This window comes from Salmonella sp. SAL-020, assembly GCF_017372215.1.
Taxonomy (GTDB): domain Bacteria; phylum Pseudomonadota; class Gammaproteobacteria; order Enterobacterales; family Enterobacteriaceae; genus Salmonella; species Salmonella enterica.
Window position 1 is genome coordinate 4157188 of sequence record NZ_CP071690.1, and the last position, 25626, is coordinate 4182813.

Below are 25626 nucleotides of genomic sequence, written 5' to 3' on the forward strand. Positions count from 1 at the left end.
ATACCTAAATGGCATCAAAGTTCCAGCCTTATGTTGTGGCAAACAGAGGATAATTGAAAAAATATGCTACAAAATGGCGCTTATTGCGCCATTTTATCTCGCGAAAGAGTGAATTTCAGATTTACGCCCGATCGACCGTAAAAGCAATCACGTCCGCCAGGCTTTCTGCTCCCAGCGCCAGCATCACCAGACGATCAACACCCAGCGCCACGCCGGAACAATCCGGTAGACCGGCGGCCAGCGCATCCAGTAGATTTTGGTCAATCGGCTGCTGCGGCAGACCGCGAGCGGCGCGCTTACGATTGTCCTGTTCAAAGCGCTGTTGTTGCTCACGTGCGTCCGTCAGTTCGTGGAAACCATTCGCCAGCTCAATACCTTTGTAGTACACCTCAAAGCGCTCGGCGACGCGATGATCCTCGGTACTGATTTGTGCCAGCGATGCCTGACTTGCCGGAAAGTGATAAATAAAGGTCGGCTTTTCTTTACCTATATGCGGCTCAACCCCCATCGTGAACAACAGTTGCAGCAACGTATCACGGTCTTCTTCCGTATCGGCGATATTGCTTAAATCAAGCTTTGCCGCCGCCTCACGCAGTTGCGTTTTATCTGCTGATAACGGGTCAATCTCCAGATGGCGCTGAAACGCCTGTTGATAGGAGAGACTTTCCGCAGGTTGACAATCCAGCACTTGCTGAAGCAAATCATCCACTTCATTCATCAGGCGGTACATATCGTAATGCGGGCGATACCACTCCAGCATAGTGAATTCCGGATTATGATGTCGTCCCATCTCTTCATTACGGAAACTGCGGCATAGCTGGAAAACCGGGCCGCACCCTGCCGCCAGCAGGCGTTTCATATGGTATTCCGGACTGGTCATTAAATAGAGGTTGATCCCCTGGGAATGGCCAGGTCCGACGAAACGCGTTTCGAACGGGAACAGATGAATGTCTGTGACCGTCGCCTGACTCATGCAGGGCGTCTCAACCTCAAGCACTCCACGATCGGCAAAGAAACGACGGATTTCCGCCATAATCGCCGCACGTTTTAATAAATTGGGGATGGACGCGCTCGGCTGCCAGGTTGCCGTTTCGCTCATGATTCTTTCTCCAGTTTAAGACAAGGTCACGAAGTCTACTCGCAACGCGCGGGCGAAACAAATTTTGCACTGGCGTATCGGGCGCCTTCTGGAGGGTAAAAAAAGTGATTTCAGATGGTTTAGTAATTAAATTAATCAAAATCAATGATAATTCATCCCTCTGATACGCTAAAAAAATCGAACACGTCAAATTTCCCTCACATCCCTGAGACTATACTGTTGTACCCATAAAGGAGCAGTGGAAACGCATTCATACTTCGCAGAACCCAGAGGCTTTATCTGGCTGCGCGAGGGTGAAATTACAATAATCTGGAGGAATGTCGTGCAAACCTTTCAAGCCGATCTTGCCATTATAGGCGCCGGTGGCGCGGGATTACGTGCTGCAATTGCTGCCGCACAGGCGAATCCCAATGCTAAAATCGCACTGATCTCAAAAGTGTACCCGATGCGCAGCCACACCGTCGCTGCCGAAGGGGGTTCAGCCGCTGTCGCCCAGGATCATGACAGCTTTGACTACCATTTTCACGATACGGTAGCAGGCGGAGACTGGCTGTGTGAGCAGGATGTCGTGGATTACTTTGTCCACCATTGTCCCACTGAGATGACGCAGCTGGAGCAATGGGGCTGCCCGTGGAGCCGCCGTCCGGACGGTAGCGTTAACGTGCGTCGCTTCGGTGGTATGAAAATCGAGCGTACCTGGTTCGCCGCGGATAAAACCGGCTTCCATATGCTGCATACCCTGTTCCAGACTTCCCTGCAGTTCCCACAAATCCAGCGCTTTGACGAACATTTCGTGCTGGATATTCTGGTTGATGACAACCATGCGCGCGGCCTGGTGGCAATGAACATGATGGAAGGCACGCTGGTGCAAATCCGCGCCAACGCCGTGGTCATGGCGACAGGCGGCGCAGGCCGCGTATACCGCTATAACACCAACGGCGGCATCGTCACCGGCGACGGGATGGGCATGGCGCTGAGCCACGGCGTTCCGCTGCGTGATATGGAATTCGTTCAGTATCACCCGACCGGCCTGCCAGGTTCCGGTATCCTGATGACTGAAGGTTGCCGCGGCGAAGGCGGTATTCTGGTCAATAAAAATGGCTACCGTTACCTGCAAGACTACGGCATGGGCCCCGAAACGCCGCTGGGCGAGCCGAAAAACAAATATATGGAACTGGGGCCGCGCGACAAAGTATCCCAGGCTTTCTGGCACGAATGGCGTAAAGGCAACACCATCTCCACGCCGCGCGGCGATGTGGTTCACCTCGATCTGCGTCATCTCGGCGAGAAGAAACTGCATGAACGTCTGCCGTTCATTTGCGAACTGGCGAAAGCCTATGTCGGCGTCGATCCGGTTAAAGAACCGATTCCAGTACGTCCGACCGCGCACTACACCATGGGCGGCATTGAAACCGACCAGAACTGTGAAAGCCGTGTCAAAGGGCTGTTTGCCGTTGGCGAATGCTCCTCTGTTGGCCTGCATGGCGCGAACCGCCTCGGTTCCAACTCGCTGGCGGAACTGGTGGTGTTTGGTCGTCTGGCTGGCGAACAAGCAATGGAACGCGCTGCTACGGCAGGCGCCGCAAATAGCGCCGCGCTCGACGCCCAGGTTGCCGATATTGAACAGCGTCTGAAAAATCTGGTGAACCAGGAAGGCAACGAAAACTGGTCGAAGATCCGCGATGAGATGGGTCTGTCTATGGAAGAAGGTTGCGGTATTTACCGTACCCCGGAACTGATGCAGAAAACCGTTGATAAACTGGCCGAGCTTCAGGAACGTTTCAAGCGCGTACGTATCTCCGATACTTCCAGCGTGTTCAACACTGACCTGCTGTATACCATCGAACTGGGTCATGGTCTGAACGTGGCGGAATGTATGGCGCACTCTGCGCTGGCGCGTAAAGAGTCCCGCGGCGCGCATCAGCGTCTGGATGAAGGCTGTACCGAGCGCGACGATGTGAACTTCCTCAAGCACACCCTCGCCTTCCGCGATGCTGATGGCACGACCCGTCTGGAATACAGCGACGTGAAAATCACCACCCTGCCGCCAGCCAAACGTGTTTACGGCGGTGAAGCGGAAGCAGCCGATAAGAAGGAGAAGGCGAATGGCTGAGATGAAAAACCTGAAAGTTGAGGTGGTGCGCTATAACCCGGAAACCGATACCGCGCCGCACAGTGCTTTCTATGAAGTTCCTTATGATGAAACAACATCGCTACTGGACGCGTTGGGCTACATCAAAGATAACCTGTCGCCAGACCTGAGCTACCGCTGGTCCTGCCGTATGGCGATCTGCGGCTCTTGCGGCATGATGGTCAACAACGTCCCTAAACTGGCGTGTAAAACCTTCCTGCGCGATTACACCAACGGTATGAAGGTGGAAGCGCTGGCGAACTTCCCGATTGAGCGCGATCTGGTTGTCGATATGACGCACTTTATCGAAAGCCTGGAAGCGATCAAACCGTACATTATTGGCAACTCTCGCACGCCAGATCAGGGGCCGAATGTCCAGACCCCGGCGCAAATGGCGAAGTATCACCAGTTCTCCGGTTGCATCAACTGTGGTCTGTGCTACGCCGCGTGCCCGCAGTTCGGTCTGAATCCTGAGTTTATCGGACCGGCTGCGATTACGCTGGCGCATCGCTATAACGAAGATAGCCGCGATCACGGTAAGAAGGAGCGTATGGCGCAGTTGAACAGTCCGAACGGCGTATGGACCTGTACTTTCGTGGGCTACTGCTCCGAAGTCTGTCCAAAACATGTCGATCCGGCTGCGGCCATTCAGCAGGGTAAAGTGGAAAGCTCGAAAGACTTTCTTATCGCCACCCTGAAACCACGCTAAGGAGTGCAACATGACGACTAAACGCAAACCCTATGTGCGGCCGATGACGTCCACCTGGTGGAAAAAACTGCCGTTTTATCGCTTTTATATGCTGCGCGAAGGCACAGCGGTGCCGGCAGTCTGGTTCAGTATTGAACTGATTTTCGGTCTGTTTGCGCTCAAACACGGCGCGGAATCCTGGATGGGATTCGTCGGCTTTTTACAAAACCCGGTGGTAGTGATCTTAAACCTGATCACCCTGGCGGCCGCGCTGCTGCACACCAAAACCTGGTTTGAACTGGCGCCGAAGGCGGCCAATATCATTGTAAAAGACGAAAAAATGGGGCCAGAGCCAATCATCAAAGGGCTTTGGGTGGTCACTGCGGTAGTCACCGTAGTCATTCTGTATGTTGCCCTGTTCTGGTAAGGAGTCCCGGATGATTAATCCAAACCCAAAACGTTCTGATGAACCCGTATTCTGGGGACTGTTTGGCGCAGGCGGTATGTGGGGCGCGATCATCGCGCCGGTGATCGTGCTACTGGTTGGCATCATGCTGCCGCTGGGGCTATTTCCGGGCGATGCCCTGAGTTTTGAGCGCGTACTGACGTTCGCCCAAAGCTTTATTGGTCGCGTTTTTCTGTTCCTGATGATCGTGCTGCCGCTATGGTGTGGCCTACACCGTATGCACCACGCGATGCATGACCTGAAAATCCACGTGCCCGCGGGCAAATGGGTCTTTTACGGTCTGGCGGCAATCCTGACCGTTGTGACGGCAATTGGCGTTATCACTCTCTAAGTTGCCACGACGCCCTCTTATCTACCCGATAAGAGGGCGTTTTTTCTTTTCCTGCCTCTCATTTTCCCGCCAGGTTCTACACTTAGAAAAAAACACTGGAAGGAAAATTTTATGCGCATTCTGCCCGTCGTTGCTGCAGTTACGGCTGCATTTCTGGTTGTCGCCTGTAGTTCGCCTACTCCGCCTAAAGGCGTTACCGTGGTAAATAACTTTGATGCCAAACGTTACCTCGGCACCTGGTATGAGATCGCACGCCTCGATCATCGATTTGAACGTGGACTGGAACAAGTCACGGCCACCTATAGTCTGCGTGACGATGGCGGGATTAATGTCATCAATAAAGGCTATAACCCGGATCGGGGAATGTGGCAAAAAACAGAAGGCAAAGCGTATTTTACCGGTAGTCCAAACCGCGCCGCGCTCAAGGTCTCTTTTTTCGGCCCGTTCTACGGCGGCTATAACGTGATTGCGCTTGACCGGGAATACCGTCATGCGCTGGTGTGCGGCCCGGATCGCGACTATCTGTGGATACTCTCTCGCACGCCAACGCTTTCTGAGGAAATAAAACAGCAAATGCTGGCCGTCGCGACCCGGGAGGGGTTTGACGTCAATAAATTAATTTGGGTAAAACAATCAGGTTCGTAGCAATGTCAGCGACGAATTAATGCGCACTGAGTTTTAGCCCAATGATACCCGCGACGATCAAGCCAAGACTGAGCAAACGCGCCGGTGAGGCAGACTCGCCCAGCAGAAGGATACCGGTGATTGCCGCCCCAACGGCGCCGATGCCGGTCCAGATGGCGTACGCCGTTCCAACAGGCAGCGTTTTCATTGCCCAGGAAAGTAACGCCATACTGATAACCATGGCCGTAATGGTGATAATACTGGGGGTCAGACGAGAAAAACCGTGGGTATACTTCAGGCCGACAGCCCATACCACTTCAAGTAAACCAGCGATTAATAGAATGCTCCAGGACATAGCAGGCTCCAGATAATTAATGGGGCCGTCCCCGGTGAGAATAGCGTTTACAGGTCGTCCTGTAACGTATACGGATGAAAAGCCATTCTTGCCTGAGAGAAAATGAATTTCAACCTTTTTATTTTTTTCCGTCTAAAGGCGGGAATTGGCCCTTTTAAGCCGCGTAGTTTTCGCATTTAGCGCCCACAGGAGTTCTCTATGATGGAACGCCTTCTGGGAAAGAAAGTGCTTTATCTACTTCCGGGTGCAAAAAACTATGTTGAAAATTTTAGTGATAGACCGATGCCACTTTACCCGTACGGGCATGGAGGCCTGGCTTAATCACACTGATGTGCTCAGTTCTTCACTGCTGGTATCCGGGATGAATAACCTTATACTGGCGAAAGAACATATTCTGCAATGGAAGCCCCACCTGGTTATCGCTGATTTATATGGTTTTCTCAACGATGCCTTACCCGAACAGCCTATCAATGCATTTTTTGCCGCCTGCAGGATGACGCCGTTGGTATTATTACAGTCAGGGAATATGCCGTACAGACCGCAATATGCCAGTCATGCGGTGTTATCTAAACACACGCCTTTACATGAGCTTGCACAACGAATTAAAGGAGCGCTACATACTCATCCACTGCAGGAAGCGCCGGAAAGCGCCACGCCATTGCTCTCTCCGCAGGAGGAAAAAGTGCTCGCGATGTGGACGGAAGGCACCAGCAATAAAGAGATTGCGTATGCGCTTGGCATTCACGGGAAAACGGTTTACACCTATAAGCGTAATATCCGTATGAAACTTCATATGGATAATCGGTATTCTCCCTTTCTTATGCTTCCGGAGAAAATCGATTAACGGTACGACGCCATGCCGTACCGTTGATGATTACTGCTGAGCTCTGGTTGCAGCGCCAGAGATCGCACTACCACCGTCCGAGATGTCCTCGCCCACGCCGCGCGTGGTATTACAAGCAGTTAATACAGTGGAAAGTACCAAAACAGAAAAGATCGCTGCAATTGTCTTTTTAACCATAATGTCTTCCTTTTCTAGCCAATGTTGTTTGTGTATAGCAACTTAATAATAGACAACATCCCAGAAAATGACGGGCGATCGACTAATTTTAGGAAGACGAGAAGCGATTAGCTGGCTGCGCGGGAGATGGCGTGGCCAAGATGCTGAATATCTTCGCCGAAGCCGCGGGCGGTATTACATGCCGTTAATAATGTGCTGGTAAGAAGAACCAGCGCGACAAGGCTGATAAAGCGTTTCATCATTGAGGCGCGAAAAAAAGGATGGCGCAGCATACGCTGCACCATTTTTCCCGATAACGTAAATTATTTTACGCGGGATACGTATTCGCCGGAACGGGTATCGACTTTGATCACTTCGCCAATCTGCACGAACAGCGGAACTTTAACCACTGCGCCAGTAGACAGCGTGGCTGGTTTGCCGCCAGTACCTGCGGTATCGCCCTTCAGACCTGGGTCGGTATCAACAATTTCCAGTTCAACAAAGTTCGGCGGAGTGACAGAGATAGGCTGACCGTTCCACAGGGTTACGATGCATTCCGCCTGATCCAACAGCCATTTTGCGTTGTCGCCGATAGCCTTGGCATCTGCAGACAGCTGCTCGAAGGTTTCGTTGTTCATGAAATGCCAGAACTCACCGTCGTTGTACAGGTAAGTCAGGTTCATATCGACTACATCCGCGCCTTCAGCGGAATCGGTCGATTTGAAGGTTTTCTCAACGCGCGTGCCGGTCAGCAGACGGCGCAGCTTAACGCGGGCAAACGCCTGGCCTTTACCCGGTTTCACGAATTCACTGGATTCAACCGCATAAGGTTCGCCATCCAACATGATTTTAAGACCGGAACGAAAATCGTTGCTATAGTAAGTCGCCATAAGGCCCTCTGAAATTGTTAACTGGTAGCTAAGCCACAAAATGGCGCATATTGTAACCCTAAATACCCCATTGCGAGAAGATTGGTTAGCGCAACTTGCCGATGTTGTGACCAATCCCGACGAACTGCTGCATCTTTTACAGATTGAAGCTGATGAAAACCTCCGGGCAGGACAGGACGCCAGGCGCTTGTTTGCCCTCCGCGTGCCGCGCGCTTTTATTGCGCGCATGGAGAAGGGCAACCCTGACGATCCTCTTTTACGTCAAGTACTGACGTCCCGGGATGAATTTATTGTCGCCCCCGGTTTCTCCACCGACCCGCTGGAAGAGCAACACAGCGTGGTGCCAGGATTATTGCATAAATACCAAAACCGGGCGCTATTGCTGGTAAAAGGCGGATGTGCGGTAAATTGCCGCTACTGTTTCCGTCGTCACTTCCCGTATGCGGAGAATCAAGGCAATAAGCGCAACTGGACAGTCGCGCTGGAGTATATCGCCGCACACCCGGAACTGGATGAGATCATCTTTTCCGGCGGCGATCCGCTGATGGCGAAAGATCATGAGCTGGACTGGCTGCTCACGCAACTGGAAGCCATTAAGCACGTCAAGCGGCTACGCATCCACAGTCGGTTGCCTATCGTCATCCCGGCACGCATTACTGACGAACTGGTCGCCCGCTTTGACCAGTCACGTCTGCAAATTTTGTTGGTGAACCATATCAACCACGCTAATGAAGTGGACGAGGCGTTCTGCCTGGCGATGAAGAAACTGCGCCACGTGGGCGTCACGCTTCTCAACCAGAGTGTCCTGCTGCGTGGCGTGAATGATAACGCGCGAACGCTGGCGAATCTGAGCAACGCGCTATTTGACGCTGGCGTGATGCCCTATTACCTGCATGTGCTGGATAAAGTGCAGGGCGCCGCGCATTTTATGGTCACCGATGACGAAGCCCGGCAAATCATGCGCGAACTGCTCACGCTGGTATCCGGCTATATGGTGCCAAGACTGGCGCGTGAAATCGGCGGCGAACCGAGCAAAACACCGCTGGATTTACAGCTTCGGCAGTGCTAATCCTCGCGGGCGCGTCAGGGACGACGAAAAATATTAGCGCGCAATATTACGAGGAGATTCCCCCGCGATTCTCCTCACCCTCTGGCGAGGATAAACTAACCTTCGTTAAATACACCTTTCCGGTCCTCTCTTTTCAATAAAGTCCGTTTTAGGACTCGCTTAGCGTGTACTGCATTTTCGAATTATACTGGTTCTCCTTTTTATAGGACGGCATAAACAATTTATATATCAAATACATTGCAGTAAAACATTTAATTATTTTATATTTGTGGAGAATTGACATGGCCTTAACGATTAAGGGACTAAATACCGGCGTTATTCGTCACAATGATAAGTTTATCGCGCTGGCGCTTAAGGTGAAGTCACTGAGAAATAAAGAAACACTGCTTTTCTTTCCTGTACTCGCGCTGCGAGACTTGTTGATCGGCCTTGAACACCGGCTTTATTTACAACACTCGCTTCCGGAACAAGAGCAGGAAAAACGCCAGAAAGCCAAAAGCAGTCATGTGCTTAAAATGCATGAGAATATTCCGGCAATACTCCGTGAAGAGCTGGAAAACGCCGATGTTAATCAGCGTGTTGAATCTTTAGCGTTGAGCGATAATACAGAAAAAGTATTAACTTTTACGTTAAAGCTGCACAATGGTAGCCATCTTGATTTACAGGTCGGTGAGTGGCAGGTTGAAGTTCTGGTGATGGCTATTATTCACGCCATTAATAATGCCGAAATGCGTGAGCTCGCATTGCGTATTTCTTCAATGCTGGACTTTTTACCATTATACGATGCTGACTGCCTGGAAAACGGTAATATCGAATTCGATACCTATAACCAGCCTGACTGGAAACATAATCTGTATAACCATTATTTAGCGCTCGTTTATCGTTATACGGATGAGGCAGGACAATCGCATGATTGCGGCACCATCATTAAGACCCGTAGTCAGTCAGGCTCTAAAGAAGCTGAAGCAATATCACGCCGCTTGCTGAATTTCAGCCCGCGTCTTAAAAAGCTGGAAGGAAAACCGTGTAAGGTTTTTGTCAGAACGCTTGGAACCGGTAAAGCAGCGCGTCTGACGCAAGATCAATGCATGCGCGCGTTGCATAATCTACGCATGGCATCATCGCAGGGAAAACGCTAACCATATCGCCCTCTGAATCTTTCAGAGGGCGTTACGATCCAGACATATCAATTCGGACATTTATAAACCTGGCCGTTCATCTCGCTGGCCGTCGGGACAAAACTGGACAACATGCCCTGTGACGGACTACTTACGCCATACAGCACGTTTCCACCCATCGCGGCTGCCTGATTACGCAGATCGTTCGCTGCGCCACGCATTGAGCCACCCTCTTCGCCGTGCTGGCCTGAAAACCAGTTACTCTGTTTACCGGTTGCCGTACCAATTAGCTGGCATTCCGCGCCTGGCTTATCTTCGACAAAGCGTACATTTTGGCCGGCAGCGGTGAGTTCGTTGCTGGAGCTACAACCCGCCATCAGCAGCGCGGCGCCAACGATCCCTGCTAAATATTTCACGTGCATGTTATTCCCCATAATCAATGAGCTGGACGTTTTGTCCGTATCTGAATCTTATACTAAAAAGATGACTAAAAGAAAAACCCCCGGTCATTTCTGCCCGGGGGTTTCTCAATTCTGGGAGATAAACATCCAAATCATTCTGGTTGCAGGAAGGCGGCCAGTTTGTTAATCCCCAGTCACTTACTCAAGTAAGTGACTGGGGTTAGCCAACGCATCTGCAGCCTGAAGGATGCAGGGTGTGGGCAATTACATCATGCCGCCCATACCACCCATACCACCCATGCCACCAGCAGCGCCTAAATCAGGAGCATCGCTTTTCGGCAGGTCGGTCACCATGCACTCGGTAGTGATCATCAGACCAGCCACAGAAGCCGCGTACTGCAGCGCAGAACGGGTAACTTTGGTTGGGTCCAGGATACCCATATCGATCATGTTGCCGTATTCTTCAGTTGCTGCGTTGTAACCGTAGTTACCGTCGCCGCCTTTAACGGTGTTAGCGACAACAGACGGCTCTTCGCCGCAGTTCAGCACGATCTGACGCAGCGGAGCTTCCATTGCGCGCAGCGCAACTTTGATACCCACGTTCTGGTCTTCGTTCTGGCCTTTCAGGTCAGCAATTTTAGAAGCAACGCGGATCAGCGCAACGCCACCACCAGCAACCACGCCTTCTTCTACCGCAGCACGGGTCGCGTGCAGGGCATCTTCAACGCGGGCTTTCTTCTCTTTCATTTCAACTTCGGTCGCAGCGCCAACTTTGATAACCGCAACGCCGCCTGCCAGTTTCGCTACGCGCTCCTGCAGTTTTTCACGATCGTAGTCGGAGGTCGCTTCTTCAATCTGCTGACGAATCTGAGCAACACGGCCCTGGATGGCAGCTTCTTCACCCACGCCATCAATGATGGTGGTGGTGTCTTTGTTGATCACAACGCGTTTCGCCTGACCCAGGTCTTCCAGGGTTGCTTTTTCCAGCTCCATACCGATCTCTTCAGAGATTACGGTACCGCCGGTCAGGGTAGCGATATCCTGCAGCATCGCCTTACGACGATCGCCGAAGCCCGGTGCCTTAACAGCAGCCACTTTCACGATGCCACGCATGGTGTTAACAACCAGGGTAGCCAGCGCTTCGCCTTCAACATCTTCAGCGATGATCAGCAGCGGTTTGCCTGCTTTTGCAACGGCTTCCAGAACCGGCAGCATTTCGCGGATGTTGGAGATTTTCTTATCAGCCAGCAGGATGAACGGGCTTTCCAGCTCTACTGCGCCAGTTTCCGGCTTGTTGATGAAGTAAGGAGACAGGTAGCCGCGGTCAAACTGCATACCTTCAACCACGTCCAGTTCATCCTGCAGACCGGTACCGTCTTCAACGGTGATGACGCCTTCTTTACCGACTTTATCCATCGCTTCCGCGATCAGTTTACCTACGGTTTCGTCGGAGTTAGCGGAGATAGTACCTACCTGAGCAATCGCTTTAGAGTCGGAGCACGGTACGGACAGCGCCTTCAGCTCTTCAACCGCAGCAGCAACCGCTTTGTCGATACCACGTTTCAGGTCCATCGGGTTCATGCCCGCAGCAACGGCTTTCAGGCCTTCGGTAATGATGGACTGCGCCAGTACGGTCGCGGTGGTGGTACCGTCGCCTGCAGCGTCGTTCGCTTTAGAGGCAACTTCTTTCACCATCTGCGCGCCCATGTTTTCAAACTTGTCTTCCAGTTCGATTTCACGCGCTACGGAAACACCATCTTTAGTGATAGTCGGCGCACCGAAAGATTTATCCAGAACCACGTTACGGCCTTTCGGACCCAGGGTTACTTTCACTGCATCTGCCAGTACGTTTACGCCGCGCAGCATTTTCACACGAGCGTCGTTACCGAATTTTACGTCTTTAGCTGCCATTTTCTCTTTCCCTTAAATTCGTATGTTCAGTGTCGTTCGCGGATTACGCTTCAACAATTGCCAGAATGTCGCTTTCAGACATGATCAACACTTCTTCATTGTCGATCTTTTCAGATTTCACACCGTAGCCATCGTTAAAAATAACGATGTCGCCAACTTTCACGTCCAGCGGCTGTACAGTACCGTTGTCCAGGATGCGACCCTTACCGACAGCGATGATTTCGCCACGAGTTGATTTACCCGCTGCGGAACCGGTCAGTACGATGCCGCCAGCAGATTTGGACTCAACTTCTTTACGTTTGACGATCACACGATCATGTAACGGACGAATACTCATTGATAGCTCTCCTTTGAGAAAGTCATTATCAGTTATGGGTGACGCCGGCCCGTAAACGGTTTCCCGGCTGGTGACCAGAGAGATGGGGATGGGGTTTTGCCCCTTCAAGGGGGGAGATGAAAAAAAATTCTTCTGAGCGAAAAAAGCGGTAAAAACGCTACTTATCTCACGTTTACCCAAGGTTTAGAACATCCTGCTATAAGAAAAGGCGTGTGTGATACGCTTAAAAATGCCTGTCGTCACCTGACGTTACAATGCCGCCGGATAATGAGCTGATGAATGAACTAAAAAAAGAGCTTGGGTTGGTTCAGGGCGTTATCTTGTTAACCACATCATTATTAGGGACTGGCGTTTTTGCGCTTCCGGAGCTGGCTGCGCTGGCGGCAGGCGACATCAGCCTTTGGGCATGGCCGCTGCTCATTATTTTGATTTTCCCTATTGCGATTGTCTTTGCTGTGCTGGGGCGCCATTTTCCACACGCTGGCGGCGTAGCGCATTTTGTCGGGATGGCATTTGGCCCGCGTCTGCAACGGGTGATCAGTTGGCTGTTTTTATCAGTCATTCCTGTTAGTTTTCCCGCAGCCTTGCATATTGCGGTGGGTTTCGGCCAGGCGCTGTTTGGCTGGCAAAGCGAACAGCTCTTATTTGGGGAGCTGGGTACTCTAGGTTTGCTATGGTTTATGGGATCGCGCGGCGCCAGCTCCAGCGCCAACCTGCAAGCCATTATCGCTGGATTAATTATCGCGCTTATTGCCGCCATTCTGTGGAAAGGCGCGATTAAACCTGCGGATATCACCTTCCCAGCCGCAAACGAAATCACCTTTTCCCGGCTGTGTACCGCCCTGGCGATCATGTTCTGGGGATTTGTGGGAATTGAGGCGTTTACGCATTTGTCGTCTGAATTTAAAAATCCTGAACGTGATTTTCCGCGCGCATTGATCATTGGCCTGATGCTGGCCGGCTCCATTTATTGGACCTGTACCGCCGTGGTGCTGCATTTTGGCGTCTATAGCGACAAGATAGCGGCAACAGCATCGCTACCGCTTATTATTGTTCATCTCTTCGGTATCCAGGCGTTGTGGATAGCCTGCATTATTGGTTATCTCACCTGCTTTGCCAGCCTGAATGTGTATGCTCAGAGTTTTGCGCGTCTGATATGGACGCAAATGCAATATCAGCCCGATCACTATCTGGCTCAACTCTCTCCCGGGCGCCTTCCCTTGCACGCGTTAAACGTTATTCTGGCCTGTTGTTGCGTGAGTTCCCTGGTCGTCTACGCCCTGAAGATTAACCTCAATGCGCTGATCGTCTATGCTAACGGTATTTTTATTATGCTCTATCTGCTTTGTATGCTGGCGGGCTGTCGACTATTGAAAGGGCGCTGCTATGCACTGGCGGTGACGGGTTGTCTACTGTGCCTGTTATTGCTGGTAATGCTGGGGTGGAAAAGCTTATATGCCATTATCATGCTGGCAGCATTATGGCTGTTTTTACCGAAGCGAAAACGCATGGCGTAAGACGTATCTGTTGGCCGGATAACGCCTCACGCGACTTATCCGGCCAGCATCTCTACCTTTAATCCCGACGATCGTCTTTATGTTCAATACGATCGCGATCGTCATCTTTACGCTGATACTCGCCGTCAAATGTTTCGCCACCGCCAGTACCCGCGCTAAACCCGCCGCCCGGCATCCGGGAAAAACGTAAATGCGGCAGCAACTTCAGCGTCAAATGTTTTTGCACTGGCGGTAACAAAAGGAGAAGGCCGAGAAAATCGGTGAAAAATCCCGGCAACAGGAGCAGTAAGCCAGCGATGATCAGCGATACACTCTTAATCATTTCTGCCGCCGGGCTCTCACCGGCCGCCATTTTTTGTTGCATCAGCAAAAAGTTTTTAAAACCCTGGTTACGTACCAGCGACATACCGATAACAGACGTAAAAATCACCAGGATTAACGTCATCAGGACGCCAAGCACATGGGCGACCTGGATAAAGATAGAAATCTCAATGTAAACATAGAGAAAGACAGCTAAAAAGGGTATCCAGCGCAAAGGACTCTCCTGTAAGTCATGGCCGTCTGCGACGACCATTTGAATGGGGTTGCGATTCGCATCGATTCGATATGGTGGTGCGTAGCAAAATTTCAAGTGGTTTGTACACCTATTTTAGGTAGTAATACTAAAGCGGTGACCTATTTCACAAAATAATAAATAAGGGGTAAATTCCCACACTTTAAGTGATCCAGATTACGGTAGGAATTCTGAACCAGCATATGATCTCGTTTATCAGGCCGATGGAGGGGATAATCGTCGGTCAGAAAACATTCGAAATCACATATATCCTGTGTGTTTTAAAGTAAAAATCATTGGCAGCTTGAAAAAGAAGGTTCACATGTCAAACAACATTCGTATCGAAGAAGATCTGTTGGGTACCAGGGAAGTTCCAGCTGAAGCCTACTATGGTGTTCACACTCTGAGAGCGATTGAAAACTTCTACATTAGCAATAACAAAATCAGCGACATCCCTGAATTTGTGCGTGGCATGGTTATGGTAAAAAAAGCGGCGGCGCTGGCCAACAAAGAGCTGCAAACCATTCCTAAGAGTGTGGCGAATGCCATCATTGCCGCATGTGATGAAGTCCTTAACAACGGTAAGTGCATGGACCAGTTCCCGGTAGATGTCTACCAGGGCGGCGCGGGCACTTCCGTCAACATGAATACCAACGAAGTGCTGGCCAACATCGGGCTGGAACTGATGGGTCATCAGAAAGGTGAATATCAGTACCTGAACCCGAACGACCACGTGAATAAATGTCAATCCACTAACGACGCCTATCCGACAGGCTTCCGTGTAGCGGTTTACGCCTCTATCGTCAAACTGATCGATGCCATCAACCAGTTGCGTGAAGGTTTCGAACGTAAAGCGGTTGAATTCCAGGACATCCTGAAAATGGGTCGTACCCAGTTGCAGGACGCCGTACCGATGACGCTTGGTCAAGAATTCCGTGCGTTCAGCATCCTGCTGAAAGAAGAAGTGAAAAGCATCGAGCGTACTGCTGAGCTGCTGCTGGAAGTCAACCTTGGCGCAACGGCAATCGGTACTGGTCTGAACACGCCGAAAGAATACTCTCCGCTGGCGGTGAAAAAACTGGCTGAAGTCACTGGTTTCGCCTGTGTTCCGGCTGAAGATCTGATTGAGGCGACATCTGACTGTGGCGCGTATGTTATGGTTCACAGCGCGCTGAAACGTCTGGCAGTGAAGATGTCCAAAATCTGTAACGACCTGCGCTTGCTCTCTTCTGGTCCTCGTGCCGGCCTGAACGAGATCAACCTGCCGGAACTGCAGGCGGGCTCTTCCATCATGCCAGCCAAAGTGAACCCGGTTGTACCGGAAGTCGTAAACCAGGTATGCTTTAAAGTCATCGGTAACGACACCACCGTTACGATGGCGGCGGAAGCCGGTCAGTTGCAGTTGAACGTTATGGAGCCGGTTATCGGTCAGGCGATGTTCGAATCCATCCACATTCTGAGCAACGCGTGCTACAACCTGCTGGAAAAATGCGTTAACGGCATTACCGCGAATAAAGAAGTGTGCGAAGGGTACGTTTATAACTCCATCGGTATCGTCACTTACCTCAACCCGTTCATCGGCCACCACAACGGCGACATCGTCGGTAAAATCTGTGCTGAAACCGGTAAGAGCGTACGTGAAGTTGTGCTGGAGCGCGGCCTGTTAACGGAAGCCGAGCTGGACGATATTTTCTCCGTACAGAACTTGATGCACCCGGCTTATAAAGCTAAACGTTATACTGATGAAAGCGAACAGTAATCGTACAGGGTAGTACCAAAGAGGCACGTCACGATGACGTGCCTTTTTTCTTACAAGAAGTTACCAAATAACAACAATTTAATATCAACTTGTTAAACAACAAGGAAGGCTAATATGATAGTTGTCGAACTTATCATTGTTTTGCTGGCAATCTTTTTGGGCGCCAGACTTGGGGGCATCGGTATTGGATTCGCAGGTGGGCTGGGTGTTCTGGTACTTGCCGCCATCGGCGTGAAGCCAGGGACAATTCCATTCGATGTCATTTCCATCATCATGGCGGTTATCGCCGCGATCTCTGCTATGCAGGTCGCGGGCGGTCTGGATTATTTGGTAAACCAGACGGAAAAACTGCTGCGTAAGAACCCGAAATACATCACTATCCTCGCACCGATTGTGACCTATTTCCTGACTATTTTTGCTGGTACCGGGAACATTTCCCTGGCAACGCTGCCGGTTATTGCTGAAGTCGCGAAGGAGCAGGGAATCAAACCTTGCCGTCCGCTCTCGACCGCCGTGGTATCCGCGCAGATTGCGATTACCGCCTCGCCGATTTCTGCGGCCGTGGTGTATATGTCTTCTGTTATGGAAGGTCATGGCATTAGCTACATTCACCTGCTGTCCGTGGTTATCCCCTCTACGCTGCTGGCGGTGCTGGTGATGTCCTTCCTGGTCACGATGCTGTTCAACTCCAAACTGTCGGACGACCCGATTTACCGCAAGCGTCTGGAAGAAGGGCTGATTGAACTGCGTGGTGAAAAGCAGATTGAAATCAAACCGATGGCAAAAAATTCCGTCTGGCTGTTCCTGCTGGGCGTTATTTGCGTGGTTGTTTATGCGATTGTTAACAGTCCGAGCCTCGGCCTGGTTGAGAAACCGCTGATGAACACCACCAACGCTATTTTGATCATCATGTTGAGCGTCGCAACGCTGACCACCATCCTGTGTAAAGTGGAAACTGACGCCATCCTCAACTCCAGTACCTTTAAAGCAGGGATGAGCGCCTGTATCTGTATTCTGGGCGTGGCGTGGCTGGGCGATACTTTCGTATCCGCTAACATCGACTGGATCAAAGACACTGCGGGTAGCGTCATCCAGGGGCATCCGTGGCTGCTGGCCGTCATCTTCTTCTTTGCTTCCGCGCTGCTCTACTCTCAGGCGGCAACGGCGAAAGCGCTGATGCCGATGGCGCTGGCGCTGAACGTCTCTCCGCTGACGGCAGTCGCTTCCTTCGCCGCCGTTTCCGGCCTGTTCATTTTGCCGACCTACCCGACTCTGGTTGCGGCGGTACAGATGGATGACACCGGTACAACCCGTATCGGTAAATTCGTCTTTAACCACCCGTTCTTCATCCCAGGCACCCTGGGCGTCGTTCTGGCTGTCTGCTTCGGCTTCCTGCTGGGCAGCTTTATGCTGTAAGTGTTTCACCCGCGGGGCGTATCACGCCCCGCATTCTCCCGCCCTTTGACTAACATCCTGCCCTCGTCCGTTGTATAGTGACCGTTCACTTGCGGGTCTTTTTGTTCTTTCGAGGTGTTTATGCTTGATGTTAAGAGTCAGGATATTTCCATCCCCGAGGCCGTTGTGGTGCTTTGTACCGCCCCGGATGAAGCTACCGCCCAGGATCTGGCCGCCAAAGTGCTGGCGGAAAAACTGGCCGCCTGCGCCACCCTCCTCCCCGGCGCGACATCGCTGTACTACTGGGAAGGCAAACTGGAGCAGGAGTATGAAGTTCAAATGATCTTAAAAACCACCGTTTCACATCAGCAAGCGCTTATCGACTGCCTGAAGTCTCATCACCCGTATCAAACGCCTGAACTTCTGGTTTTACCTGTTACTCACGGAGATACTGATTACCTCTCATGGCTCAACGCATCTTTACGCTGATCCTGCTGCTGTGCAGCACATCCGCCTTCGCCGGATTATTCGACGCGCCGGGTCGCTCGCAGTTCGTCCCTGCCGACCGGGCGTTTGTTTTTGATTTTCAGCAAAATCAACACGATCTTACCCTCTCTTGGCAGGTAAAAGAGGGTTACTACCTTTACCGTAAACAAATCAGTATCACGCCGACGAAAGCGGATATCGCAGCAGTCCAACTCCCGGCAGGCGTCTGGCATGAAGATGAGTTCTACGGGAAAAGCGAAATCTACCGTAAGCGGCTAAACGTTCCGGTAACGGTTAACCAGGCGGCGGCTGGCGCGACATTAACGATAACGTACCAGGGGTGCGCCGATGCGGGATTCTGTTATCCGCCGGAAACGAAAACGGTGCCGCTAAGTGAAGTCGCCGCGGCAATAGACGCCACGCCGACGCCTGCTGTCACCCAGACGAGTGAGACGTCAAAACCCGCCGCCCAGCTACCTTTTTCCGCGCTCTGGGCACTGCTGATCGGCATAGGCATCGCCTTTACGCCCTGCGTTTTACCCATGTATCCGCTGATTTCCGGTATTGTCCTGGGGGGAAGGCAACGTTTGTCGACGGGGCGCGCACTGCTGCTGGCCTTTATCTATGTACAAGGGATGGCGCTGACCTATACCGCACTGGGTCTGGTCGTCGCCGCAGCGGGATTACAGTTTCAGGCGGCGCTGCAGCACCCTTATGTGTTAATCGGCCTTGCCATCGTGTTCACCCTGCTTGCGTTGTCGATGTTTGGCCTGTTCACACTACAGCTCCCCTCCTCACTGCAAACCCGGCTGACATTAATGAGTAATCGTCAGCAAGGCGGCTCGCCCGGCGGTGTTTTTGTTATGGGGGCGATTGCCGGATTAATTTGCTCGCCCTGCACTACAGCGCCGTTAAGCGCGATTCTGCTTTATATCGCTCAGAGCGGCAACATGTGGCTGGGCGGCGGCACGCTGTATTTGTATGCATTAGGTATGGGTCTGCCGCTAATGCTGGTCACCGTGTTTGGCAACCGCCTGTTACCGAAAAGCGGCCCGTGGATGGCGCATGTTAAAACCGCTTTTGGTTTCGTGATCCTCGCGTTACCGGTCTTTTTACTGGAGCGGATTATTGGCGAGGCTTGGGGTTTACGTCTGTGGTCGCTGCTGGGCGTCGCTTTCTTTGGTTGGGCCTTTATCACCAGCCTTCAGGCCAGACGAGCGTGGATGCGTATCGTACAGATTATCCTGCTGGCGGCAGCGCTCATTAGCGTGCGGCCTCTACAGGATTGGGCGTTCGGATCGCCATCCGCGCAAGCTCCAGCGCACCTCAATTTCACGGCTATTTCTACCGTGGACGAACTCAATCAGGCGCTGGCGCAGGCCAAAGGCAAACCCGTTATGCTGGATTTCTACGCCGACTGGTGCGTGGCCTGTAAAGAGTTTGAAAAGTATACCTTCAGCGATCCGCGGGTCCAGCAGGCGCTCGGCGACACGGTGCTCTTGCAGGCTAACGTCACCGCTAACAATGCGCAGGATGTCGCGCTGTTAAAGCATCTGCAAGTCCTCGGGCTGCCCACCATTCTGTTCTTTAATGCCCAAGGCCAGGAACAGCCGCAATCGCGAGTCACCGGCTTTATGGACGCCGCCACCTTTAGCGCGCATTTGCACGATCGCCAACCGTGAGCGACACTTGCAAAAGCAAAGACGGAGGAGAATACCGTGCAACGTGAAGATATTCTGGGAGAAGCCCTGAAATTACTGGAGACGCAAGGGATAGCCGATACTACGCTGGAAATGGTGGCGGAGCGCGTAAATCGCCCACTCGACACATTACAGCGTTTCTGGCCAGATAAAGAAGCCATTTTATATGACGCGCTACGTTATCTGAGTCAGCAGGTAGATATCTGGCGACGCCAGCTTCTTCTTGATGAGACGCTTTCTGCTGAACAAAAGCTACTGGCACGCTACAGCGCGCTTTCGGAATGTGTCAGTAATAACCGTTATCCTGGTTGCTTGTTCATTGCCGCCTGTACGTTTTATCCCGACCCAACCCATCCTATTCACCAACTGGCCAATCAACAAAAACGCGCGGCACATGATTTTACCCATGAGCTACTGACCACGCTGGAAATTGACGATCCGGCGATGGTCGCAAGGCAGATGGAGCTCGTGCTGGAAGGTTGTCTCAGCCGAATGCTGGTCAACCGCAGTCAGGCTGATGTAGATACCGCTCAGCGGTTGGCGGAAGATATTCTGCGTTTTGCACAGTGCCGTCAGGGTGGCGCGCTCACCTGACGGGTACTGATTTTATGCATTTTGCCTGAAAAGCAGGCAGTCAGCGCGCTTTTATCACTTTTTTCGTGTAAAGCCGTTGACGACCGCGCCCCTTTACGGTTTAATGCGCCCCGTTGCCCGGATAGCTCAGTCGGTAGAGCAGGGGATTGAAAATCCCCGTGTCCTTGGTTCGATTCCGAGTCCGGGCACCACTTATTCAGAAAATCCAGCCTATGGCTGGGTTTTTGCTTTTCTGGGAATGGAAATCCGTAGCCCCCATCTCTGGTCTGACTAGCTATAACGAGAAGGCCAGATTTTCTCTGGCGCAACGCCCAGCGCTTCGTCGATCAGCCGCTCACCTTTGGGCTAGGGTCAAAAGCTTACTTAGCTACAGGGAGATTATTACCAGTAATAACGCCTATCACTTCATCTGACGGTTCGCTAACCCCGACAAGTGAGTCCAATATCTCCGCCATGAACTTTTTCATCACTGAAAACAATAATCCCTTCGCCAGTTTTGGCATTTTTTCTTTGTCGGCTTCTTTATTCTTAAATACTGTTTCCGACTCTTGTTCATAATCATAAATTAATACTCAGCACATCATGACTGATGGTAGTTACCGGGGTAACAGAGCACATACTTTAAAATACTTATTCATAGTTTGTTATTACGGAAAGATTTTAACCTAATGCGTGTCAGTCAGGCACGCAGATAAAAAACAACCGGGGAGAAAATTTAAACAAAATGCTGTTAGCCGGAAGTACCGGTATTGTTCTGTTGTCCGCTACAGTCAGTCCGGTATGGACAGACAATAATACCAGTGCAGCGTCCTGCTTTTTTACCTGTATGTTGAATAACCATTGCAATAAATCATTATAGGATTACATCTGTTTATTATTGCCTGATCCGGAGTGAGTCTTTATGAAAAGTCGTTATTTAGTATTTTTTCTACCACTGATCGTAGCTAAATATACATCAGCAGAAACAGTGCAACCCTTTCATTCTCCTGAAGAATCAGTGAACAGTCAGTTCTACTTACCACCACCGCCAGGTAATGATGATCCGGCTTTCCGCTATGATAAGGAGGCTTATTTTAAGGGCTATGCGATAAAGAGTTCCCCGCGATGGAAACAAGCTGCTGAGGATGCAGATGTAAGCGTGGAAAATATAGCCAGAATATTCTCGCCAGTAGTGGGTGCTAAAATTAATCCCAAAGATACGCCAGAAACCTGGAATATGTTACAGAATCTTCTGACAATGGGCGGCTACTACGCTACTGCTTCGGCAAAAAAATATTATATGCGCACTCGTCCCTTTGTCTTATTTAATCATTCCACCTGCCGTCCTGAAGATGAGAATACTTTGCGAAAAGATGGCTCTTACCCTTCCGGGCATACTGCTTATGGTACACTTCTGGCATTAGTATTATCCGAGGCCAGACCGGAACGCGCGCAGGAGCTCGCCAGACGAGGATGGGAGTTCGGGCAAAGCAGAGTGATATGCGGTGCTCACTGGCAAAGCGATGTTGATGCTGGTCGTTATGTGGGAGCAGTAGAGTTTGCAAGACTGCAAACAATCCCGGCATTTCAGAAGTCACTGGCAAAAGTCCGTGAGGAGCTGAACGACAAAAATAATTTATTGAGTAAAGAAGATCACCCCGAACTTAATTACTGAAGGTGAAAGTCTTCCCGCAAACTGGCCACAGCAAATGAAAGGAAGTGCAACTGCGTAGGAGCGGCCGGGCGTGGAGAATGCCTTTGGTTTCCCCGATTCGCATGAATTCAACGCCCCCTTCCCCCGTTTGCAGTCCGTCCAGACCGTCATGACGTCGTTGTCCGGCTGAAGCGGTAAAACCGGTCTGGCTCACTGACTATCCACAGCGAATTCCGGCCATCAGAAGCTAAGGGATGCGTTCTGGAGTTTAAACACTCTCCACCAAATCCCCCAACGTCACCATCAACATCATCGGATCCATCGGCGACGGTACAAACCCCACCCGCTGATAAAATTCCCGCGCTTCATCCGACAGGGCGTGAACCAGCATCCCACGAATGCCGATAGTCTCCGCCACCTGAATAACCCGCAGCCCTGCGTCGCGTACCAGCGCCCGAGCGACGCCCTGCCCATGAAGCGATTTATCCACCGCCAGACGCCCCAATACCACAACCGGAATCGGGTCAGGCATATTGCGACGAAAGCGACCGGGGGAGGTATTCGTCGTGACCGCGCTGGACGCCAGCGAGTAATAGGCCAGTACGTTCGAATCGCTGCCACAACACACAAAGGTACGGGACGCGCCAGTGGTCTGATTTTTCATCGCCCGCTGTTTCAGCCAGTTATCTATAGAATCCACACCGCAGCAAAACGGAGTAAGAATATGTCCGGCATGAAGCGGCTCAGGGGTGGAGATCATTTTTCCTGCTCCCACGGCGCAGGGGTCTGCATGGTTTTACGCAGTGCGGCATTAGGTGAAGGTGTTTGATCCAAACGAACGAGAAACTCCTGATAAGCCTCTGGATCGGCCATAATGATGCGTTGTTCGATCAGCGCTTCCTCGGCGGCAGCACGGGCAGCTTCCAGCACAAAGTCAGTGCGGTTTTTCCCTCTGGCTTTCGCCGCTCGATCAATAAGATCGCGCTCGGCGGGTTTGATACGCAGGTTCAGGGTTTCGCGTTTCATCGCCATACTGTTTGCGGCTGGCATAGTGTTGTCCTCTTGTACTTCTGTGGATATTAAGTATACAACACGCGTAACGCAGATGTCATTACGATAAATTTAGAAGGAATAGAACCGGAGTATCGAACCGAAAGGTTTTCTACTCATTTAGAGATTCAGTACCAGGCTGTGCGCTGGCATTCGCTGTGAGTGATTCCTCCTCGGGGCCGACGCAGCAAAAGATTCAATACTGCCGTGCCAAAACACGCAACATTATATAATCAGAAAGCATAAACCTAACGGATACGCACAGTAAGAACCTCAATAACGTGTTACACCGTTTTTCATAAAGCCAACCATACGATTGAATGCTTCCCCTCCCCTCAAACTTCCGGATATCGCTACACCGTCTACCCGCCGCAGTATATATTTACCGCGTTGTATGCCTTTCCTGGCCGAGAGCGTTAATATTTACATCCAGGATAAACCTTATCACAAATTAACATCAGATCTTATACCTCATGCTAACTACCTCCATGAAATTAAAGAGCTATTCTCTAAAAGATTAAAGGCAATTATTACTTAATTCAAATTTTAAAGAGATAAATTGATAATAACATGAGCCAATTCTTGTAAATTTCCATCTTTTTTTTATACGCGACATAGTTTTTTAACGATACTATAATATGTAGAAATGCAATATAAAATAGCATTTTCCATAGAAAATGAAAAGATCGCCACCTGATACCTTAAGTTCGCAAATAATTATATAGCTATATATTAGTTTTCTTTTGAAATATTTTTCAGAATAATTTTTGATTTACACGCACATTTAATAAAAGGAAATTATCATGCTAAAAGTATTTAATCCCTCACCTGTCCAGGTGGGGAGCATTGAATGTTTACAATCAGCGCAAAACTGGCAGAGGAAATCCTTATCACTTCAGGGATTAAATTTACTGCAGTCCGTACTCATCAAGCTCACCACGGGTAAAATTTCAATTACGACATCGTCCGGGGAGTATATTACGGCATCAGGGCCAATGTTAATATTTTTAGCTAAAGATCAAACTATTCATATCACTATGGAAGAGACTCATGAACAGTTAAATTATAATTTAATTGAATTAGATTCTGCGTCAATAAAAAATGCTTATAATTTTTTTCTGTATGAACATGCAGACTTTTCGGCCCCATTAACAAAACCGACGACAAAACATCTGTTAGCGCCAATAGAAACAGGCGTAGCAAGAGTATTCAACCTTTTACACTCTTCAAATAAAAGCCAGAAATTATCCCAAGATAAAAAGGAATATTTAATAAGATTTCTACTTTCAGAGTTCATCTATGAACCTGAAGCATTTGCCCTCTTTAGAGAACTATCGCAAAATACATTAGCCGAAAATATCTATAATATTATTATAAGCGACATAAGTCGAAAATGGGCGCTCAAGGATATTTCTGACTCACTCTATATGAGTTGTTCCACATTAAAAAGGAAATTGAAACAAGAGAACACCTCATTCAGCGAAGTTTACCTTAATGCGCGAATGAATAAAGCGACAAAACTTCTACGCAATAGTGAATATAATATTACTCGAGTGGCTTATATGTGTGGTTATGATAGTGCTTCTTATTTTACATGCGTTTTTAAAAAACATTTCAAAACTACACCATCGGAATTTTTAGCGTTTTTATCTTCCTCTCGTCATCAATATGTTAATTGAGATATCTGACAATGCAGTATAAGAACAAAGCAAAACATATTAATATAAAAGACGGGATTCTGTTGCTCGCTAAAAAATTCGACCTAACATTGAGCGAAAAAAAAGTTATTTATTACGTGGCAGCAGGATTATCTGTTAAAAGTTGCTCAAATTTATTAGATCGAAATATAAAAACGATTTCAACACAAAAGAGATCAGCCTATAAAAAAATGGATATTACTACTGATGTTGAATTAATCCATTTGATGCTGAATGAGTTTTATATATCAGTCGATATTACGTAATTTTTCCTAGAATGTTGGTAGAGTGGTAGGCAAGGCAACTCTGGATATCATCTTCAGAGATCGGTGTGATATCTACGTTGTTTAATTTAACTGTTCCCGTATAGCAATGACTGGAATTTGATAGTGCTTTGATTAAAGAAGATTTACCTGAACCTGATGTACCGATAATACCCATAAAATCTCCGGGAACAGCAGTGAATGAAAGCTGATCAATCAGTGTTCGTTCCGCAAACGCTATGGATAATTCTTCGCTGTCTATCGGCTGGCTGACGATAGACTCTACACCGCCAGTACGTTCCATGAAGGATAATAGTGATATTGGCGCCAGAGGCGATAATATCACTAACATCAATACACCGACCTTCATCGGCTCCTCAGAAGCTCACGCAACAATTAAGCTGACTATTGATACACAACCGTCCGCCGAACCAACGTTGGGATCGACTGTTAACAGTCTGGATAACACCGTCACCCTTAAGGGAGTCGTGGAGGCGCATCAGGATATTCAGGTGAAGGTCACGGTCAACGATACGGACTACACCGCCAGTATCGATAA

General features: G+C 50.1%; 30 protein-coding genes, 1 tRNA gene and 3 pseudogenes. 21 read left to right on the top strand and 13 right to left on the bottom strand.

Features of this window, described 5'->3' with window-relative positions; all coding sequences use genetic code 11:
• Positions 1-121 precede the first annotated feature (121 nt).
• Positions 122-1099 (bottom strand): elongation factor P--(R)-beta-lysine ligase, encoded by a 978-nt coding sequence (gene epmA / locus J1G48_RS20220; protein ID WP_000004794.1) that lies wholly within the window; start codon positions 1097-1099, stop codon positions 122-124.
• 322 nt (positions 1100-1421) lie between these two features.
• Here epmA and frdA point away from each other — a divergent pair, with 322 nt between their 5' ends.
• The 5 genes from frdA (at position 1422) to J1G48_RS20245 (ending at position 5360) form a co-directional block, all read left to right on the top strand.
• On the top strand, positions 1422-3212 hold the full coding sequence (frdA, locus tag J1G48_RS20225; protein WP_001192954.1) for a fumarate reductase (quinol) flavoprotein subunit: 1791 nt from the start codon (positions 1422-1424) through the stop codon (positions 3210-3212).
• Entirely contained in the window at positions 3205-3939 is a 735-nt protein-coding gene (frdB, locus tag J1G48_RS20230; RefSeq protein WP_000829509.1) for a fumarate reductase iron-sulfur protein, read from the top strand. The genes frdA and frdB overlap by 8 nt, the downstream gene beginning before the upstream one ends.
• 10 nt (positions 3940-3949) lie before the next feature.
• Entirely contained in the window at positions 3950-4345 is a 396-nt protein-coding gene (gene frdC, locus J1G48_RS20235; RefSeq protein WP_000208749.1) for a fumarate reductase subunit FrdC, read from the top strand.
• Positions 4346-4355: 10 nt separating this feature from the next.
• Positions 4356-4715: a fumarate reductase subunit FrdD gene (frdD, locus tag J1G48_RS20240; RefSeq protein ID WP_000609650.1), complete on the top strand. Its 360-nt coding sequence runs from the start codon at positions 4356-4358 to the stop codon at positions 4713-4715.
• Positions 4716-4826: 111 nt separating this feature from the next.
• A complete protein-coding gene (locus J1G48_RS20245; RefSeq protein WP_001221670.1) occupies positions 4827-5360 on the top strand; it encodes a lipocalin family protein in 534 nt (177 codons plus the stop codon).
• 16 nt (positions 5361-5376) lie between these two features.
• On the opposite strand, the gene sugE is transcribed toward J1G48_RS20245, so the two are convergent.
• Positions 5377-5694, bottom strand: a complete 318-nt coding sequence (gene sugE / locus J1G48_RS20250) for a quaternary ammonium compound efflux SMR transporter SugE (protein ID WP_000119127.1) — start codon at positions 5692-5694, stop codon at positions 5377-5379.
• Between the two features lie 256 nt (positions 5695-5950).
• Here sugE and J1G48_RS20255 point away from each other — a divergent pair, with 256 nt between their 5' ends.
• Positions 5951-6538, top strand: coding sequence for a LuxR C-terminal-related transcriptional regulator (locus tag J1G48_RS20255; protein ID WP_000912957.1), 588 nt, complete (start codon positions 5951-5953; stop codon positions 6536-6538).
• A gap of 30 nt (positions 6539-6568) precedes the next feature.
• Here the strand turns inward: J1G48_RS20255 and ecnB are convergent, their stop codons facing one another.
• The 3 genes from ecnB to efp all read right to left on the bottom strand — a co-directional run bounded on the left by ecnB (position 6569) and on the right by efp (position 7584).
• Entirely contained in the window at positions 6569-6715 is a 147-nt protein-coding gene (gene ecnB, locus J1G48_RS20260) for a lipoprotein toxin entericidin B (protein ID WP_000239598.1), read from the bottom strand.
• Between the two features lie 107 nt (positions 6716-6822).
• Positions 6823-6957, bottom strand: a complete 135-nt coding sequence (locus tag J1G48_RS20265) for an entericidin A/B family lipoprotein (protein ID WP_001595192.1) — start codon at positions 6955-6957, stop codon at positions 6823-6825.
• A 60-nt stretch (positions 6958-7017) separates the two neighbouring features.
• Positions 7018-7584, bottom strand: coding sequence for an elongation factor P (gene efp / locus J1G48_RS20270; protein WP_000257282.1), 567 nt, complete (start codon positions 7582-7584; stop codon positions 7018-7020).
• A gap of 40 nt (positions 7585-7624) precedes the next feature.
• Between efp and epmB the strand changes: the two genes are divergently transcribed.
• Together epmB and J1G48_RS20280 are read left to right on the top strand one after the other, a co-directional pair.
• Positions 7625-8653 (top strand): EF-P beta-lysylation protein EpmB, encoded by a 1029-nt coding sequence (epmB, locus tag J1G48_RS20275; protein WP_000940482.1) that lies wholly within the window; start codon positions 7625-7627, stop codon positions 8651-8653.
• 281 nt (positions 8654-8934) lie between these two features.
• On the top strand, positions 8935-9792 hold the full coding sequence (locus J1G48_RS20280) for a YjeJ family protein (RefSeq protein ID WP_001229228.1): 858 nt from the start codon (positions 8935-8937) through the stop codon (positions 9790-9792).
• 47 nt (positions 9793-9839) lie between these two features.
• Here J1G48_RS20280 and J1G48_RS20285 read toward each other — a convergent pair whose 3' ends face one another.
• From J1G48_RS20285 to J1G48_RS20295, 3 genes are all read right to left on the bottom strand, one after another.
• A complete protein-coding gene (locus tag J1G48_RS20285; RefSeq protein WP_000558210.1) occupies positions 9840-10193 on the bottom strand; it encodes a DUF4156 domain-containing protein in 354 nt (117 codons plus the stop codon).
• Between the two features lie 243 nt (positions 10194-10436).
• Positions 10437-12083 (bottom strand): chaperonin GroEL, encoded by a 1647-nt coding sequence (gene groL / locus J1G48_RS20290; protein ID WP_000729126.1) that lies wholly within the window; start codon positions 12081-12083, stop codon positions 10437-10439.
• A gap of 43 nt (positions 12084-12126) precedes the next feature.
• Positions 12127-12420 carry a co-chaperone GroES gene (locus J1G48_RS20295; protein WP_000027827.1) on the bottom strand — a complete coding sequence of 98 codons (294 nt, stop codon included), beginning with the start codon at positions 12418-12420 and terminating at the stop codon, positions 12127-12129.
• Between the two features lie 275 nt (positions 12421-12695).
• Between J1G48_RS20295 and yjeH the strand changes: the two genes are divergently transcribed.
• Positions 12696-13937, top strand: coding sequence for an L-methionine/branched-chain amino acid transporter (gene yjeH / locus J1G48_RS20300; protein WP_001670701.1), 1242 nt, complete (start codon positions 12696-12698; stop codon positions 13935-13937).
• Positions 13938-13995: 58 nt separating this feature from the next.
• Here the strand turns inward: yjeH and J1G48_RS20305 are convergent, their stop codons facing one another.
• Positions 13996-14472 carry an FxsA family protein gene (locus tag J1G48_RS20305; RefSeq protein WP_001267291.1) on the bottom strand — a complete coding sequence of 159 codons (477 nt, stop codon included), beginning with the start codon at positions 14470-14472 and terminating at the stop codon, positions 13996-13998.
• Between the two features lie 340 nt (positions 14473-14812).
• Between J1G48_RS20305 and aspA the strand changes: the two genes are divergently transcribed.
• From aspA to J1G48_RS20335, 6 genes are all read left to right on the top strand, one after another.
• Complete coding sequence (gene aspA, locus J1G48_RS20310) at positions 14813-16249, top strand: aspartate ammonia-lyase (protein WP_000069440.1); 1437 nt, start codon at positions 14813-14815, stop codon at positions 16247-16249.
• Between the two features lie 114 nt (positions 16250-16363).
• Positions 16364-17665 (top strand): anaerobic C4-dicarboxylate transporter DcuA, encoded by a 1302-nt coding sequence (gene dcuA / locus J1G48_RS20315; RefSeq protein ID WP_000637595.1) that lies wholly within the window; start codon positions 16364-16366, stop codon positions 17663-17665.
• 120 nt (positions 17666-17785) lie between these two features.
• Positions 17786-18133, top strand: coding sequence for a divalent cation tolerance protein CutA (gene cutA / locus J1G48_RS20320; RefSeq protein WP_000887832.1), 348 nt, complete (start codon positions 17786-17788; stop codon positions 18131-18133).
• Positions 18109-19812 (top strand): protein-disulfide reductase DsbD, encoded by a 1704-nt coding sequence (locus J1G48_RS20325; RefSeq protein WP_000068885.1) that lies wholly within the window; start codon positions 18109-18111, stop codon positions 19810-19812. Before cutA ends, J1G48_RS20325 begins: the two co-directional genes overlap by 25 nt.
• Positions 19813-19848: 36 nt before the next feature.
• Positions 19849-20424, top strand: coding sequence for a transcriptional regulator (locus tag J1G48_RS20330; protein WP_001188509.1), 576 nt, complete (start codon positions 19849-19851; stop codon positions 20422-20424).
• Positions 20425-20539: 115 nt separating this feature from the next.
• Positions 20540-20615, top strand: a tRNA-Phe gene (locus J1G48_RS20335).
• A gap of 79 nt (positions 20616-20694) precedes the next feature.
• Here J1G48_RS20335 and J1G48_RS20340 read toward each other — a convergent pair.
• Positions 20695-20769 (bottom strand): annotated as a pseudogene (locus J1G48_RS20340) (helix-turn-helix domain-containing protein); the annotation flags it as partial.
• A gap of 379 nt (positions 20770-21148) precedes the next feature.
• On the opposite strand from J1G48_RS20340, the pseudogene J1G48_RS23465 reads away from it, so the two are divergent.
• Together J1G48_RS23465 and J1G48_RS20345 are read left to right on the top strand one after the other, a co-directional pair.
• Positions 21149-21226, top strand: a pseudogene (locus tag J1G48_RS23465) (porin family protein); the annotation flags it as partial.
• Positions 21227-21325: 99 nt separating this feature from the next.
• Entirely contained in the window at positions 21326-22078 is a 753-nt protein-coding gene (locus J1G48_RS20345) for a non-specific acid phosphatase (protein ID WP_000842433.1), read from the top strand.
• Between the two features lie 247 nt (positions 22079-22325).
• Here J1G48_RS20345 and J1G48_RS20350 read toward each other — a convergent pair whose 3' ends face one another.
• Positions 22326-22817: a GNAT family N-acetyltransferase gene (locus J1G48_RS20350; RefSeq protein ID WP_000626100.1), complete on the bottom strand. Its 492-nt coding sequence runs from the start codon at positions 22815-22817 to the stop codon at positions 22326-22328.
• Positions 22814-23107 (bottom strand): DUF1778 domain-containing protein, encoded by a 294-nt coding sequence (locus J1G48_RS20355; RefSeq protein ID WP_001110452.1) that lies wholly within the window; start codon positions 23105-23107, stop codon positions 22814-22816. The genes J1G48_RS20350 and J1G48_RS20355 overlap by 4 nt, the downstream gene beginning before the upstream one ends.
• Before the next feature lie 316 nt (positions 23108-23423).
• Here J1G48_RS20355 and J1G48_RS20360 point away from each other — a divergent pair, with 316 nt between their 5' ends.
• The 3 genes from J1G48_RS20360 (at position 23424) to rtsB (ending at position 25070) form a co-directional block, all read left to right on the top strand.
• On the top strand, positions 23424-23645 hold the full coding sequence (locus J1G48_RS20360; RefSeq protein ID WP_001576552.1) for a hypothetical protein: 222 nt from the start codon (positions 23424-23426) through the stop codon (positions 23643-23645).
• A gap of 265 nt (positions 23646-23910) precedes the next feature.
• The gene (locus J1G48_RS20365; protein ID WP_000921676.1) at positions 23911-24786 is read left to right on the top strand and encodes an AraC family transcriptional regulator; all 876 of its coding nucleotides are present in this window, start codon (positions 23911-23913) and stop codon (positions 24784-24786) included.
• Positions 24783-25070 carry a transcriptional regulator RtsB gene (gene rtsB / locus J1G48_RS20370; protein WP_001541332.1) on the top strand — a complete coding sequence of 96 codons (288 nt, stop codon included), beginning with the start codon at positions 24783-24785 and terminating at the stop codon, positions 25068-25070. The genes J1G48_RS20365 and rtsB overlap by 4 nt, the downstream gene beginning before the upstream one ends.
• On the opposite strand, the gene J1G48_RS20375 is transcribed toward rtsB, so the two are convergent.
• The gene (locus tag J1G48_RS20375; protein ID WP_072095651.1) at positions 25063-25371 is read right to left on the bottom strand and encodes an ABC transporter ATP-binding protein; all 309 of its coding nucleotides are present in this window, start codon (positions 25369-25371) and stop codon (positions 25063-25065) included. The genes rtsB and J1G48_RS20375 overlap by 8 nt on opposite strands.
• On the opposite strand from J1G48_RS20375, the pseudogene J1G48_RS20380 reads away from it, so the two are divergent.
• A pseudogene (locus J1G48_RS20380) lies at positions 25370-25618 on the top strand (Ig-like domain-containing protein); the annotation flags it as partial. The gene J1G48_RS20375 and the pseudogene J1G48_RS20380 overlap by 2 nt on opposite strands.
• Between the last annotated feature and the right edge of the window lie 8 nt (positions 25619-25626).

What these genes read in the sequence shown, in the direction of transcription:
- frdD (WP_000609650.1), top strand. Translation starts at nt 4,356, where the DNA reads ATGATTAATCCAAACCCAAAACGTTCTGATGAACCCGTATTCTGGGGA.
- dcuA (WP_000637595.1), top strand. Translation starts at nt 16,364, where the DNA reads ATGATAGTTGTCGAACTTATCATTGTTTTGCTGGCAATCTTTTTGGGC.
- J1G48_RS20265 (WP_001595192.1), bottom strand. Translation starts at nt 6,957, where the DNA reads ATGATGAAACGCTTTATCAGCCTTGTCGCGCTGGTTCTTCTTACCAGC.
- ecnB (WP_000239598.1), bottom strand. Translation starts at nt 6,715, where the DNA reads ATGGTTAAAAAGACAATTGCAGCGATCTTTTCTGTTTTGGTACTTTCC.
- J1G48_RS20325 (WP_000068885.1), top strand. Translation starts at nt 18,109, where the DNA reads ATGGCTCAACGCATCTTTACGCTGATCCTGCTGCTGTGCAGCACATCC.
- frdB (WP_000829509.1), top strand. Translation starts at nt 3,205, where the DNA reads ATGGCTGAGATGAAAAACCTGAAAGTTGAGGTGGTGCGCTATAACCCG.
- J1G48_RS20350 (WP_000626100.1), bottom strand. Translation starts at nt 22,817, where the DNA reads ATGATCTCCACCCCTGAGCCGCTTCATGCCGGACATATTCTTACTCCG.
- J1G48_RS20365 (WP_000921676.1), top strand. Translation starts at nt 23,911, where the DNA reads ATGCTAAAAGTATTTAATCCCTCACCTGTCCAGGTGGGGAGCATTGAA.
- cutA (WP_000887832.1), top strand. Translation starts at nt 17,786, where the DNA reads ATGCTTGATGTTAAGAGTCAGGATATTTCCATCCCCGAGGCCGTTGTG.
- sugE (WP_000119127.1), bottom strand. Translation starts at nt 5,694, where the DNA reads ATGTCCTGGAGCATTCTATTAATCGCTGGTTTACTTGAAGTGGTATGG.
- J1G48_RS20345 (WP_000842433.1), top strand. Translation starts at nt 21,326, where the DNA reads ATGAAAAGTCGTTATTTAGTATTTTTTCTACCACTGATCGTAGCTAAA.
- frdC (WP_000208749.1), top strand. Translation starts at nt 3,950, where the DNA reads ATGACGACTAAACGCAAACCCTATGTGCGGCCGATGACGTCCACCTGG.
- efp (WP_000257282.1), bottom strand. Translation starts at nt 7,584, where the DNA reads ATGGCGACTTACTATAGCAACGATTTTCGTTCCGGTCTTAAAATCATG.
- aspA (WP_000069440.1), top strand. Translation starts at nt 14,813, where the DNA reads ATGTCAAACAACATTCGTATCGAAGAAGATCTGTTGGGTACCAGGGAA.
- J1G48_RS20375 (WP_072095651.1), bottom strand. Translation starts at nt 25,371, where the DNA reads ATGGAACGTACTGGCGGTGTAGAGTCTATCGTCAGCCAGCCGATAGAC.
- yjeH (WP_001670701.1), top strand. Translation starts at nt 12,696, where the DNA reads ATGAATGAACTAAAAAAAGAGCTTGGGTTGGTTCAGGGCGTTATCTTG.
- J1G48_RS20355 (WP_001110452.1), bottom strand. Translation starts at nt 23,107, where the DNA reads ATGCCAGCCGCAAACAGTATGGCGATGAAACGCGAAACCCTGAACCTG.
- J1G48_RS20255 (WP_000912957.1), top strand. Translation starts at nt 5,951, where the DNA reads ATGTTGAAAATTTTAGTGATAGACCGATGCCACTTTACCCGTACGGGC.
- epmB (WP_000940482.1), top strand. Translation starts at nt 7,625, where the DNA reads ATGGCGCATATTGTAACCCTAAATACCCCATTGCGAGAAGATTGGTTA.
- J1G48_RS20295 (WP_000027827.1), bottom strand. Translation starts at nt 12,420, where the DNA reads ATGAGTATTCGTCCGTTACATGATCGTGTGATCGTCAAACGTAAAGAA.
- J1G48_RS20280 (WP_001229228.1), top strand. Translation starts at nt 8,935, where the DNA reads ATGGCCTTAACGATTAAGGGACTAAATACCGGCGTTATTCGTCACAAT.
- J1G48_RS20245 (WP_001221670.1), top strand. Translation starts at nt 4,827, where the DNA reads ATGCGCATTCTGCCCGTCGTTGCTGCAGTTACGGCTGCATTTCTGGTT.
- groL (WP_000729126.1), bottom strand. Translation starts at nt 12,083, where the DNA reads ATGGCAGCTAAAGACGTAAAATTCGGTAACGACGCTCGTGTGAAAATG.
- epmA (WP_000004794.1), bottom strand. Translation starts at nt 1,099, where the DNA reads ATGAGCGAAACGGCAACCTGGCAGCCGAGCGCGTCCATCCCCAATTTA.
- J1G48_RS20285 (WP_000558210.1), bottom strand. Translation starts at nt 10,193, where the DNA reads ATGCACGTGAAATATTTAGCAGGGATCGTTGGCGCCGCGCTGCTGATG.